The organism is Paraflavitalea devenefica, from assembly GCF_011759375.1.
Classification (GTDB): domain Bacteria; phylum Bacteroidota; class Bacteroidia; order Chitinophagales; family Chitinophagaceae; genus Paraflavitalea; species Paraflavitalea devenefica.
On the sequence record NZ_JAARML010000002.1, the window covers coordinates 233,966 to 247,262 of the forward strand.

Here is a 13,297-nt window from a genome sequence, read left to right on the forward strand (position 1 = left end):
GAGATTCTGAAACCAGAAATCTTGTGTTCGGGGGTGCAAATATAGGACAAATCACAATTGCACAAAAGAGATTTTTTAATTGGTGGCAGCCTCCCTTTTCCAGCCTATCAGCAATACCCCAATGATTACCAGTACAGTGCCCGCAATTTGTTCCAGGAAAATGTGTTCTCCCAATACAAAATGCGCCTGCAGGATCGTGGATACAGGCCCGATGCTGGAAATAATGGCCACATTATTCGAGCCTATCTTCTTCATGCCATACGAGATCAGGAAAGAGGGGATTACCGTTGCTACCACAGCCAGTAGCAGACCATACCACCACAGCCCCGAACTTTCCTGTAAAGCCTTGAAACTGCCGGCAAACAGGAAATGAATAAAAATGCCGCCCGTAGCGGCCAGCATGGCATAAGCCGTGAACTTGGCGGCGCCTATCTTGGGAATAATATACCCGCTGCCGGCTATATAAACAGAATAAGTAATGGCGCAGAGGAAAATCAACAGACTGCCATAAAAAAAGTTAGGGTTATGGGTATCTACCCGCAGCTCCCCAAAATAGGCCAGCCCGATGCCCGCATAAGTGAGCGTCAGCGCTATTTGCTGTACACGCCGCACGGGTTGCTTAAACACGAATGCATTGATGAGCACAGCAAAAGTGGGGTAGAGGAACAGGATCAGCCGCTCCAGCCCTGCAGAAATATATTGTAGTCCCACGAAATCAAACAAACTGCTCAGGTAATAACCAAAAATGCCCAGCACCAGCACGATCAACCACTGCCGCCGGGTAAGCGGCGTGGCGCCAGGCTGTTTAGTCACCACCCAGGCGGCGCCCACATAAAAGGGCAGGGAAAACACCATGCGCAGGGTGAGCAACGTTAAAGCATCTACGGCAACATGGGCAAAAGCCAGCTTCACAATAATGGCCTTGGTGGAGAACATAATGGCCCCCAGCAAAGTGATCGCAAATCCTGCCCACGTAATCGTATTATTTTTTTTAAGCTCGTTCATCAAAATAAAAGCCCTGGCAGCAAGCAGCAACACCCGCGGCCAGGGCTATAGGAGATAATTTATTAAAACCTGAACAACTTACACACTCACATTAAAATCCCTGAGCGCATCATTCAGGCTGGTCTTCAGGTCAGTGCTGGCCTTGCGTTGCCCGATGATCAGGGCGCAGCCCACCTGGTATTCGCCGGCCGGGAATTTCTTGGTATAAGAACCTGGTATTACCACACTGCGGGCGGGTACACGGCCCTTGTATTCCACCGGCTCAGGACCGCTCACATCAATGATCTTCGTGCTCTTGGTCAGCACCACATTGGCGCCCAGCACGGCTTCTTTTTCAACGATCACACCCTCTACTACAATACAGCGGCTGCCAATGAAGCAACCATCTTCAATGATCACCGGCGATGCCTGTAAAGGTTCCAGTACGCCGCCAATACCTACGCCGCCACTCAGGTGCACGCCCTTGCCGATCTGCGCGCAACTGCCCACCGTAGCCCAGGTATCCACCATGGTGCCCTCATCTACATAAGCGCCGATATTTACATACGAAGGCATCAGCACCACATTCCTGGCAATATAAGCGCCGTGACGGGCAATCGCGTGCGGCACGGCACGGACGCCCAGGTCTTTATAATTACTTTTCAGCAGCATTTTGTCATAGAACTCAAAAGGACCTACTGTCCAGGTCTGCATCTGCTGGATGCCAAAATACAACAGGATAGCCTGCTTTACCCACTCGTTCACCGTCCAGCCCTGCTCACCGGGAGATGCTACACGTAACAGACCCTTGTCCACTTCGGCAATGACCGATCTTACCGCTTCACTATATTTATTCTCTTTTAACAATTCCCGGTTATTCCAGGCTTCTGTGATCAGTTGTTGTAATTCCATGAAAAGAAATTTTTGCGAATTTAGGATATGACAGCCAAATTTACCGGAAGAATGACAGAGGGAGGGTTTTGTGTATTATCAGCACACCAATACATTTGCAGCATGGATTTTAATACCGATGTGGAAAACAGCCTGGCAGCATTGCAGGCAGGCGGGATCATACTCTATCCTACCGATACCATCTGGGGCATCGGTTGCGATGCCACCAATGCGGCTGCAGTGCGCAAGATCTATGAGCTCAAGAAAAGGCCGGCGGAAAAAAGCATGATCGTACTGCTGGCCGATGAGCGTGACCTGTTGCAATATGTAGCCAATCCCGACCTGGCCATCTTTGATTACCTTGATACCGTGACCAAACCCACCACCGTTATCTATGAGGGCGCCATCGGCCTGGCCGATAACCTAGTGAACGAGGATGGTTCCATCGCTATCCGGATCGTGCAGGAAACCTTTTGCAGGCACCTCATCAAGCGTTTTCGCAAGCCCATTGTATCTACTTCTGCCAACTTCAGCAATGAACCGGCCCCCCGTACCTTTGCAGAGATACCGGAAGCGATCAGGCAACAGGTGGATTATGTGGTGCAATACCGGCAAAATGATGCTACTATTGCAGCGCCATCTGCTGTAGTGCGATGGGAGCGGGGACAGGTAACAGTGATCAGGCCGTAATTCTAAATGCTAAATCCAAAATCGAACAGTGCAATTCCTCGTCATACAAACCGCTTTTATTGGTGATGTGGTGCTGGCAACAGGCATCATTGAAAAACTGCACCGCCATTTCCCCGATGCGCAGATCGACTTCATGGTGCGCAAAGGCAACGAAGGATTGCTAAAAAACCATCCTTTCCTGCGCGAAGTGCTGGTATGGAACAAACAGCAGGATAAAATGAAGAACCTGCTGAAGCTGCTGCGCTATGTACGCGCCCGGCAATACGATAAAGTCATCAACGTACAACGTTTTGCCGCTACCGGCCTGCTTACTACCTTTTCCGGGGCTAAGGAAACCATTGGTTTTGATAAAAACCCTTTCAGCCGGTTCTTTACGAAGAAAATAAAGCACATCATCAGCGATGGTCTTACCACCCGGCATGAAGTGGAGCGGAATAATGAGCTCATCAAAGAATTTACCGGCGATGACATCATGAAGCCCCGCTTATATCCTTCAGCAGCCGATGAAGCAGCGGTAAAGCCCTACCAGCAGGCTCCCTACATCACCATTTCACCTGCTTCAGTATGGTTTACCAAGCAATACCCGGCCGATAAATGGATACTTTTTCTGAACCGCCTCACACCTTCCTGGCACGTATACCTGCTGGGAGGGCCCGGTGATGCGGAAATAGCGGAAACCATTCAGCAGGGTGCGCCACACCTGACCATTACCAACCTCTGCGGCAAATTGAACTTCCTGCAGTCCACCGCCCTCATGAAAGGGGCGGTGATGAATTATGTAAATGATTCGGCGCCCATGCACTTTGCCTCTGCCGTCAATGCGCCGGTTACGGCTGTATACTGTTCCACTTTACCCTCTTTTGGTTTCGGGCCTTTGTCCGATAAACGGTTCATTGTAGAAGTAGAGGAACCGCTTCCCTGCCGTCCCTGCGGGTTACATGGCCGCAAAGCCTGTCCGTTGGGACATTTTAAATGTGCGTATAACATTAAAGAAGAGCAATTATTGGCTTCACTAAAATAATTTTGCGTTTCGTGTTTTGGGTTTCGCGTTCTTCAAGTGTAACGTATTGACTAATTGCAAAGAGCGTTTTTTAATTTATTATGTCGTATAATACGCGGCAGCAACCCGAAACCCGAAACCCGAAACACAAAACACAAAACCCGAAACGCTTATTTTTGCCCAATGGATATCCGGTGTACCGAAAAAGAAGGCTTTGTTTTCAACAAGATCGCACATGCTGCGGCCGATCTGGGCGTGGAAGCCTGGATCATCGGCGGATTTGTGCGGGACAAACTCATTGGGCGCAATACCAAGGATGCTGATATCGTATGCGTAGGCGATGGTATTGAACTGGCCCACCGCGTGGCCGACCGTTTCAATCCCCGCCCGCATGTTGCTTTCTTTAAAACCTTCGGCACCGCACAGATCAAATTAAAGGACTTCTATCAAAAAGAAGAAAAGGAATCATCTTCAGAAGAAGAATCATCTTCCGAAGACGAATCTGCTCCCCTCTCCTTTAGGAGAGAGCCTGCTCCGCCACAGCGGGAGGCTGGGGGAGAGGCGGGGGAGGCCGGCGAAGCCAGCGCTGCTTTCGAGATCGAATTCGTAGGCGCCCGCAAAGAAAGCTACCGTTACCACAGCCGCAATCCCGAAGTATTGCCGGGTACCATCAAAGACGACCAGGACCGGCGTGATTTTACCATCAATGCAATGGCCATCAGCCTCAATAAGGCCGACTATGGCAGGCTGGTAGATCCTTTTAATGGTGTGAAAGACCTGGAGAATAAGCTCATTCGCACACCACTCGATCCTGCGCAAACCTTCAGTGATGATCCCTTGCGCATGATGCGTGCCATTCGTTTTGCAGCACAACTTGGGTTCTCTATCCATCCGCCTGTTTTCCAGGCCATCAAAGACAATGTGGAGCGTATCCGCATCATTTCACAGGAGCGCATTACGGAAGAGTTGAATAAAATATTAGTAAGCGATAAACCCTCCGTGGGGTTCGATCTCTTATATAAAAGCGGCCTCCTGCACATTATTTTCCCCCAAATGGTCGACCTCGCAGGGGCCGAATATGTTGATGGACTGGGACATAAGGATAATTTTTACCACACGCTGCAGGTGGTGGACAATATAAGCCGCCATACGGGCGATCTCTGGCTGCGCTGGGCAGCCTTATTGCATGATATTGGTAAGCCACCTACCAAAAAATTTGAAACGGGGCATGGGTGGACCTTTCACGGCCATGAAGTTGTAGGAGGGCGGATGGTACCGAAAATATTTGCCCGCCTCAAACTGCCGCAGAATGAAAAAATGCGTTTTGTGCGCAAGCTGGTCGAATTGCATTTACGTCCTATTAGCCTCACTAAAGAAGATATTACGGATTCTGCTATCCGCAGACTCCTATTTGATGCCGGTGATGACATGGAGGCGCTTATGCTGCTGTGCAGTGCCGACATTACCTCAAAAAACAAGCTGAAAGTAAAACGCTACCTCGAAAATTTCGAAATGGTGAAAGAAAGGCTGCGGGAAGTAGAGGAAAAAGACCGTATCCGCAACTGGCAGCCTCCCATTACTGGTGAAATGATCATGGAAATATTTAACCTTACACCTTGTAAACAGGTGGGCGACATTAAAAATGCGATCCGGGAAGCCATTTTGGATGGAAAAATTGACAACAATTATGATGCCGCGTACGATTTTATGATGAAAACGGCGCAGGATATGGGGCTTAAACCTCTCGTATAAATACCATGTGTAAAACTGTTTGCTGGTATGATAGTTGTGCGACAAAAAGATATTAGCGGAATTATATTACTTTTGGAATAATAAACAGCGCAAATTCGTCCCCGGAAAACTGCTGGCAGGTACAATAGCAAAAGCATCATTCACCTGCTGTAAGAACCAGAAACCAAAAACCAGAAACAAGCAATCTTATGGCTGTATTAAAATTCAGGATATACTTTGAAGAAGACGATAGTATTTATCGTGATGTGGCTGTAAAACATACGCAAACCTTCTTACAGCTACACCAGATAATCCTAAAGGCATACGAATTCGACAGCAAGCACCAGGCTACCTTCTACCGCAGCAATGATAACTGGCAGCGGGGAAGGGAGATCAGCTTTGCCAAATACGATAAGCCTTATAAAGTAGCCCCCCTCCTGATGGAGGAAACCCCCATCGGATCAGAGATCCGCGATCCCAACCAGAAATTCATCTACAACTACGATTTTGTAAAAGGATGGAGTTTTATGGTAGAGCTCATCAACGTGTCGAAAGAAGAGAACGCAAAACTGGATTATCCCGCGGTGGTAAAAACTGAAGGTATCGCGCCTTCCCAATATGGTACCAAAGGACTGGTAGGTGATAAACTCACAGAAGTAGAAGAAAAATATGACCTGAAAGCCGGCGCAGAAGGCTTCGGTACAGAAGGCGATGAGGAGGATGAAGGACTGGAACTGGGCGAAGAAGCAGAAGAGGAAGGCGGCAAAGAAGAGGAAATATAAATCAATCCCGGAAATAATAGAGGAGGTGATGTCCATTGACAGGGAGATCACCTCTTTTTTTGTTAACAACAAATGCATGCAGCAAACCTGTATCGTTATTGTAGGCCCTACCGCTGTAGGTAAAACCGCCCTGGCCATCCGGGTGGCGGAACAGTTTGGTACAGCCATCATCTCTGCCGATTCCCGTCAATGTTTCCGCGAAATGACCATCGGGGTGGCAAAACCATCTGCAGCAGAACTGGCGCAGGTAAAACATTACTTTATCAATTCCCACTCCGTGCAGGACGACGTGAATGCGGCGGTGTTTGAACAATACGCGCTGCAGTCCGTTAAAGAAATATATGCCCAACAGCCCATAGCGGTCATGACAGGTGGCACGGGTCTTTACATAAAAGCTTTTTGCGAAGGCCTGGATGATATACCACCTGTATCGCCGGCAATAAGGGAGCGGATCACGGAACAATACCAGCAGCACGGCCTTTCCTGGCTGCAGCAGCAGGTGGCAGCGCAGGACCCCGCTTATTATAATACCGGCGAAATACACAACCCGCAACGGCTTATAAGGGCCCTGGAAGTAAAACAGGCTACCGGCCAGTCAATACGGCAATACCAGCAGGGAAAAAAAGGGGTAAGACCGTTCCGGATTGTTAAAATTGGATTGGAATTACCCCGGGAAGATTTGTACCGGAACATCAACCAGCGGGTGGATATCATGATGCAGCAGGGATTATTGGAAGAAGTACGATCATTGCTTCCCTTCCGCCACCTGAATGCACTGCAAACAGTGGGATACAATGAGTTGTTTAATTACCTGGATGGAAATGACACGCTCAGCGGGGCCATAGAGGCAATAAAAAGGAATACACGGCAATACGCCAAAAGACAAATGACCTGGTTTCGCAAAAGCGTTGATGTACAATGGTTTTCTCCCCACAACGATGCCGTCCTACTCGATTATTGCCGGGCCGCCATGACCGGCCCATAAAACAGGATAAATTCCCTAAGGGTATTTTACCGGCCCTAAGGTGTAATACTTAGTTGAACATAAATTTTGTTAATATTATAGGTAGATAGGGAATTGGATGTGAAAATATTCTAATAAGATATACGATTTTTGTAATGCCAAACAACCAGCCGGGAGCGAATCCCGGCAATCCGTAGAGATCCCCTGTGAGGACTTTTAAAGTGAAGGGTTAAGGTTTTTAAAAGAACCTTGAAAACAAACCCCGCCTTTTCAGGCGGGGTTTACTAGTATTAACTCAAAAAAGTTTCAGTAATGCTGTTCCTTTGATGCTTCACGTTTGTATTGCAGGCTTCACTTCCCACTCGCCATTTACCACTCGCCACTCGCTTCTTACAACTTAATCCCAAACGTCACCATCACATTGCCACTGTTATCCTTAATTGTAGCATATGTATTAGCCCGTGGCGCATCTACACGGTAGGGGAAATGAACATCCTTATTAAGACTGTGCACATAAGTAACATCAATAAAAATACCCTTGTCCCGGTAGCCCAGGCCACCGCTTACATTCATCTTATGGGCCTTCAGTTCCTTATCTTCATAAGGATTGCCATAATACGCAAAGCCAAGGCGTGTCATGATCGTATTGAACTTCAGCTCACCACCCACCCGGAAATTGAAAGCACCTTTATAAGATTGTTTCACGGCTTCCGTTACCTGCTTGAAATATTCTCCTTCGCCATTATCTTCTGCTTCCTTGAATTTCGAACTGCCATAAGTCACATACTCAATATCGGCAGAAATAAAACCCCGTTGACGGGAAATATCCTCCACTTCATTCAGTACATAAGAACCGCTTACCATAAACTTCCAGGGTGATACCAGGTCATACTTGAACGTAGGGTCCTCGCCGTTTTGCAAAGTGGTTGACGTAATACTGTCCACCGGGAAATCCGGGTCAAATGAAGTTTCCAGGTCGGTCACCATCTTGGAGGTCATCTTTTCTTTCAAAGCATACAGGCTTGGACTGTGTGCTGCAAACCCAATGCGTAACCTTTCCACCGGTTTAAAGATCACACCCAGCTTGGCGTTAAAGCCCACGCCTTTGGAAGTAAACTCTTCTGTGTATTTGGAGTAGGAAAATTCATTCTGGTCATTATTCGTGGGGTCCGATTCCCGGAACATACTGTTGCGCTGGAAATTCACAATAGGAATACCTACGCTGCCGCCGATATACAGCTTATCGTCCATATTAGCGGCAAAGCCGAGCGCGATCTCAGTGATGCCTCCCTTGGTAGTGCTCTGGAATTCCTGGTTCACGGTGCCAATATCTTCTGCCCGCGAAAAAACAGTACCCTGGCCACCGGGACCAGGTTCCACATCCACCAGGTAAGTATACAGGGCCATCCGGGTAAGGAGCGACAAACTGTAATCATTAATACCGTTTTGGATGATCTGCTCATCCGTCAAAGAAGGATTATTGTCCCGCTGGTTGGCGTAATAATTGAAAAAATCATTGGCCAGCGGCTCGGTAAAGGAGCTGTAATCGTTTGTGCCTTTATAATAAGTGCTGCCGGCAAAATTGGCGGTCCGGTTCACACCAATACTGAAGGCCTTGCTGGTCCACCGGCTGTACTTATCGCCATAGCCAAATACAAGGCCCGAGGCACCCAGGTTAAAGCGGGTGAGGCGGTCGGCAGTAGCATTGGTTTCCCGGAAACTGCCTTTGCTGCCGGCCAGCGTAAGGCCGGGGCTCAATACAAGCTCACTGGTTTTATAAAAGCCAAGTCCGGCAGGGTTTACCCACAGGTTCGTGATCTCTCCGCCCAGCGATCCCATAGCGCCGCCAATGGCCTGGCTGCGGGCCGAGCCCGATGGAACGTTCCAGCTCATACGCAGGGCGTCTTCCGGTATCTGGGCTACTGCCTGCTGTCCGGCAAACAATACAGCGATCAGGTAAAATTTTCTGTTCATGTGTTTGAATTCAAAATGATCGGGGAGTACAAAAAAAGAGGAATCAAAATTCAAGACATCTTAAATCCTGGTTCCTCTCATAATTATTTAATACAGTTAGTTGCCACGGCTTGGCCTGCTCACGCCGCCGCCACCGCTACTGCTGCTTCCGCTGCTGCTGCTTGATGAAGAGCTGCTGCTGGAAGAGGAAGAAGAAGGTGTATAGCTGCGGGAAGACGAAGACTCGGAAGGAGTATATGTCCGCGTTGGCCTGCTGTCCGAAGAAGACGGGTTGTAATAACTATTCCGGCTGCTGCTGTTGTTGTCATTGGAAAATACCTTCCGGATGCTGCTGCCCAGGCTGCTGTTGGTGGTATTGCGGTTATTATAACTGGGAGCGCCATACCGCAGTCCCGTTTTGGAAGCACTGAGCGGTCTGTTGGCATTATTGTAATTGGTATTCGTGTACCGGTCAAGGCTGAACTTACGCACAGCAGTATAGGCCGGCTGATTTACCTTCGGATTTACAATAATAATTCCACCGCAGTAAGGATTGTAATAGCTGTTCCAGCGGTACATGCTATTCCAATAATTGTTAAAATAGTAGGGATTATAAGAATAGCTGTTAAAAGCCCAGCTATTGTAATTCCAGTCATAATCGTCAAAGGCGCTCCAGCGGTAACGGTCACGTACACGCATCCGTAGCCAGCGGTCGTCATAAGAAGAGTATTCGTCCGCGCGGTAATAGCCGTCCCGCTTCTTTTCAGTTTCCACATAAGCGGCGCCTTCGCGGGCTGGTGAGTAATACACATCATCAGGCGTTTTCGTTTGCCCTGATCTGTATACGGAGCAACTGGTAAACGCAGTTACTGCTATGGCAGTGAAAAGTAAAAGTCGGGACATGGCGGGTTCTGATTTTAAAGTTTTAGGATCAGGTTGCTGACTGGGCAATCTTTCAAAATAAAATTACAATAAAAAGGCGGCCTTTGCTATTAAAAAATGCAGGCAGAATGTTAAAGTTGACCGTGAAAATCAGCTACAAAGCCCCGTTTTTGACCGATAACGGGCACTTCCGCACCGACCACCCCAAAAGCCGCCAGCCAACAACCAACAGCTAATAGCTAACAACTAACCTCCCCGCCTTTCCGCCTTCCTCCAAAGGAATTCTGTGGACCGACAACCAGGCAGCCAGAAGCTAACCGCTGACACCTCCTTATCCAGCCAATCCTTTCAATCCTACAAATCCAGGTTCCGACACAATAAAATACTCATCAACACTTTACATACCCGAAGCCAAATTTTCCTTACCTTGAATCTACAATCAATGGGTATGACGATCGGAATTTTGAAAGAATCATCAGCCGAGACACGCGTATCCCTGCTACCTGAAGCGGTAGCTACGCTCACCAAAAAGAACATTGCAGTATGGGTAGAGCAGGGGGCAGGGGAGAAAGCCTGGAGCAACGATCAGGAATATGCCAAAGCAGGAGCCCAGATCAAAACCCGGCAGGAGGTATTGAAGTCCTCCGATATTATCCTCTCCATCCACCAGTTCCCGGAAACAGAATCGCTCGCTGCGAAGATCCTCCTCGGAGTATACCAACCGCTGTCGCATCCCGGACTCATGCAGGACTGGGCCAAACAGGGCATCACTTCTTTCAGCCTCGACATGCTGCCCCGTACCACCCGTGCGCAGAGTATGGACGTCCTCAGCTCCCAGGCCAACATAGCAGGCTATAAGGCGGTATTGCTGGCTGCTAATAACTACGGGCGTTACTTTCCCATGTTCATGACGGCTGCCGGCAGCATTGCACCGGCTAAAATATTGATCCTCGGTGCCGGGGTGGCCGGTTTGCAGGCCATTGCCACTGCCCGGAGATTGGGCGCAGTAGTGGAGGTCTTTGATACCCGGCCCGCCGTGAAGGAAGAAGTAATGAGCCTCGGCGCCAAATTTGTGGAAGTGGAAGGCGCTGCCGATGCTTCCAAAGCCGGTGGCTATGCAGTAGAGCAAACAGAAGAATACCAACAGCGGCAGCAACAAAAAATTGCCGAAAGCACAGCCAAAGCAGATATCATCATCACAACAGCGCAGATACCCGGTAAAAAAGCGCCCATACTCATCACAGAAACCATGCTCGGCAACATGCGTCATGGTTCAGTGATCATTGACCTCGCAGCCGCCACCGGGGGCAACACGCCTTTTACAAAGAACAATGAAACGGTAACCATTAATGGTGTGCGCATCATGGGCGACAGCAACCTGCCCGCCACCATGCCGGCAGATGCCAGCAAGCTCTATGGTAAAAACATCCTGAACTTTTTACAGTTGATCATTAACAAGGAAAGCGCCATTCACCTCAATTGGGAAGATGACCTGGTAAAGGGCGCTTGTATCACACACAACGGGGCAGTGACGCACGAGCGGGTAAAGAATGCATAGTCTACATTAAAATTCTTAATACATGGAAGCAGTTTTAAAATGGCTATCCGACAACCAGCAGATCATCTACATCGTCATCCTCATGATCTTTGTAGGTATTGAGGTCATTGGCCGTGTGCCCAGTGTGCTGCACACGCCCTTAATGAGTGGCGCCAATGCCATACACGGGGTGGTCATCATCGGGGCCATCATCGTCATGGGAAAAGCGGAGGGGGATAACTATATGGCGCTCATACTCGGCTTCCTCGCCGTGGTATTGGGTACGCTCAACGTGGTAGGCGGCTTTGTGGTAACCGACCGGATGTTAGAGATGTTTAAATCGAAGAAAAAGTAACACCAACCTATGGAATTCAGTATACTCACGCTTTGTTACCTGATCGGCTCTGTAACATTCATCATTGGTCTTAAAATGCTGTCCAATCCGGCCACGGCCCGCAGGGGCAACCTGGTGGCCGCCGCTGGTATGACGGTAGCGATCATAGGCACCATCTTCCTGTACCGGGATGATGAATCGGGTGAAAAACTGCACAACTATATTTGGATATTCAGCGGGCTTGTCATTGGTGGTATCATAGGCACCCTGGCCGCGAAAAAAGTGAAAATGACGGCCATGCCCGAAATGGTGAGCCTCTTCAATGGTATGGGCGGCGCCTGCGCGGCACTCATCTCCATCATTGAATTCGGGCATTATGCGGCCAATGGTTTTAAGAATACCATTCATCTTGAACTGGGAGAGCAGACGGATGATGCCATCCTGTCGCTGGGCGTGCAAACCGGTGTACTCATTACTATCTTCGCCGGGCTCATCATTGGTTCTGTTTCCTTTGCCGGCAGTATGATCGCCTGGGGCAAACTCAATGGTAAGGTCAAAGACTTTGCTTTCAAAGGACAGCACATTGTCAACCAGGTCATCCTCGTAACCATCCTCGGCTTATCTGTTTTCCTCATCTATAAGATCAGGGCCAGTGTAGGGGCTATGGACGACGCGCCGCAGGTGGCATTGAACATCGCTTACATCTCCTGGCTCTTCTATGGAGTACTGGCATTATCGCTCATCTACGGCGTATTCTTTGTAATGCCCATTGGCGGGGCTGATATGCCGGTGGTCATCTCCCTGCTCAACTCCTTTACCGGTGTGGCCGCTGCCTGCGGCGGTTTCCTCTATGACAACAAAGTAATGCTCACCGGTGGTATCCTCGTAGGCGCTGCCGGTACGCTGCTCACTATACTTATGTGTAAGGCCATGAACCGTTCCCTGCTCAATGTGCTCATCGGTTCATTTGGCGGCGGCAATAACGGCGGTGGTGGTGGCGCCAAAAAAGACCAGGGCGCTTACAAAGAAATATCCATCAGTGATACGGCCGTTATCATGACCTATGCTCACAAAGTCATGATCGTGCCGGGTTATGGTCTCGCGGTGGCGCAGGCGCAGCATGCCTGCCATGAACTGGAAAAACTGCTGGAAGGGAAAGGGGTGGATGTTAAATACGCCATACACCCGGTGGCAGGCCGCATGCCCGGCCACATGAACGTGCTGCTGGCAGAAGCGGATGTGAACTACGACAAACTGCTCGAAATGGAGCAGGCCAATGAAGAATTTGCCACTACCGATGTGGTGCTGGTGCTGGGAGCGAATGATGTGGTCAACCCCGCTGCCAAAACCGATACCGCTTCTCCCATCTATGGCATGCCCATCCTCGATGTGGAGCTGGCCAAAAACGTCATCGTCAACAAGCGCAGCATGAAGCCTGGTTATGCCGGCATTGAAAACGATCTTTTCTTCCAGCCCAAGACCTCCATGCTCTTTGGCGACGCCAAAAAAGTATTGCAGGATTTGATTGCGGAGATCAAGAACCTGTAAC

The 13,297-nt window shown here is 49.2% G+C and carries 12 protein-coding genes; 8 read left to right on the forward strand and 4 right to left on the reverse strand.

Going from position 1 to position 13,297, the window contains the following annotated elements; translation table 11 throughout:
• Nucleotides 1–75: 75 nt before the first annotated feature.
• Both HB364_RS10500 and HB364_RS10505 read right to left on the reverse strand, forming a co-directional pair.
• Nucleotides 76–1,005 carry a DMT family transporter gene (locus HB364_RS10500; protein WP_167287941.1) on the reverse strand — a complete coding sequence of 310 codons (930 nt, stop codon included), beginning with the start codon at nucleotides 1,003–1,005 and terminating at the stop codon, nucleotides 76–78.
• A gap of 78 nt (nucleotides 1,006–1,083) precedes the next feature.
• On the reverse strand, nucleotides 1,084–1,896 hold the full coding sequence (locus tag HB364_RS10505; RefSeq protein WP_167287942.1) for a 2,3,4,5-tetrahydropyridine-2,6-dicarboxylate N-succinyltransferase: 813 nt from the start codon (nucleotides 1,894–1,896) through the stop codon (nucleotides 1,084–1,086).
• A gap of 102 nt (nucleotides 1,897–1,998) precedes the next feature.
• Here HB364_RS10505 and HB364_RS10510 point away from each other — a divergent pair, with 102 nt between their 5' ends.
• The 5 genes from HB364_RS10510 (at nucleotide 1,999) to miaA (ending at nucleotide 7,063) form a co-directional block, all read left to right on the forward strand.
• On the forward strand, nucleotides 1,999–2,565 hold the full coding sequence (locus HB364_RS10510; RefSeq protein WP_167287943.1) for an L-threonylcarbamoyladenylate synthase: 567 nt from the start codon (nucleotides 1,999–2,001) through the stop codon (nucleotides 2,563–2,565).
• A 28-nt stretch (nucleotides 2,566–2,593) separates the two neighbouring features.
• Nucleotides 2,594–3,586: a glycosyltransferase family 9 protein gene (locus HB364_RS10515; RefSeq protein WP_167287944.1), complete on the forward strand. Its 993-nt coding sequence runs from the start codon at nucleotides 2,594–2,596 to the stop codon at nucleotides 3,584–3,586.
• Nucleotides 3,587–3,748: 162 nt separating this feature from the next.
• The gene (locus tag HB364_RS10520; RefSeq protein WP_167287945.1) at nucleotides 3,749–5,317 is read left to right on the forward strand and encodes a CCA tRNA nucleotidyltransferase; all 1,569 of its coding nucleotides are present in this window, start codon (nucleotides 3,749–3,751) and stop codon (nucleotides 5,315–5,317) included.
• Between the two features lie 188 nt (nucleotides 5,318–5,505).
• The gene (locus tag HB364_RS10525; RefSeq protein ID WP_167287946.1) at nucleotides 5,506–6,078 is read left to right on the forward strand and encodes a plasmid pRiA4b ORF-3 family protein; all 573 of its coding nucleotides are present in this window, start codon (nucleotides 5,506–5,508) and stop codon (nucleotides 6,076–6,078) included.
• 76 nt (nucleotides 6,079–6,154) lie between these two features.
• Nucleotides 6,155–7,063, forward strand: a complete 909-nt coding sequence (gene miaA / locus HB364_RS10530; protein WP_167287947.1) for a tRNA (adenosine(37)-N6)-dimethylallyltransferase MiaA — start codon at nucleotides 6,155–6,157, stop codon at nucleotides 7,061–7,063.
• 369 nt (nucleotides 7,064–7,432) lie between these two features.
• Here the strand turns inward: miaA and HB364_RS10535 are convergent, their stop codons facing one another.
• On the reverse strand, nucleotides 7,433–9,016 hold the full coding sequence (locus HB364_RS10535; RefSeq protein WP_167287948.1) for an OmpP1/FadL family transporter: 1,584 nt from the start codon (nucleotides 9,014–9,016) through the stop codon (nucleotides 7,433–7,435).
• Between the two features lie 96 nt (nucleotides 9,017–9,112).
• Nucleotides 9,113–9,898, reverse strand: coding sequence for a hypothetical protein (locus HB364_RS10540; RefSeq protein ID WP_167287790.1), 786 nt, complete (start codon nucleotides 9,896–9,898; stop codon nucleotides 9,113–9,115).
• Between the two features lie 427 nt (nucleotides 9,899–10,325).
• Between HB364_RS10540 and HB364_RS10545 the strand changes: the two genes are divergently transcribed.
• The 3 genes from HB364_RS10545 to HB364_RS10555 are packed head-to-tail and all read left to right on the forward strand — an operon-like array spanning nucleotide 10,326 to nucleotide 13,296.
• Nucleotides 10,326–11,435 carry a Re/Si-specific NAD(P)(+) transhydrogenase subunit alpha gene (locus HB364_RS10545; protein ID WP_167287949.1) on the forward strand — a complete coding sequence of 370 codons (1,110 nt, stop codon included), beginning with the start codon at nucleotides 10,326–10,328 and terminating at the stop codon, nucleotides 11,433–11,435.
• 22 nt (nucleotides 11,436–11,457) lie between these two features.
• Complete coding sequence (locus tag HB364_RS10550; protein WP_167287950.1) at nucleotides 11,458–11,769, forward strand: NAD(P) transhydrogenase subunit alpha; 312 nt, start codon at nucleotides 11,458–11,460, stop codon at nucleotides 11,767–11,769.
• Nucleotides 11,770–11,778: 9 nt separating this feature from the next.
• On the forward strand, nucleotides 11,779–13,296 hold the full coding sequence (locus HB364_RS10555) for an NAD(P)(+) transhydrogenase (Re/Si-specific) subunit beta (RefSeq protein WP_167287951.1): 1,518 nt from the start codon (nucleotides 11,779–11,781) through the stop codon (nucleotides 13,294–13,296).
• Nucleotide 13,297: the final 1 nt, after the last annotated feature.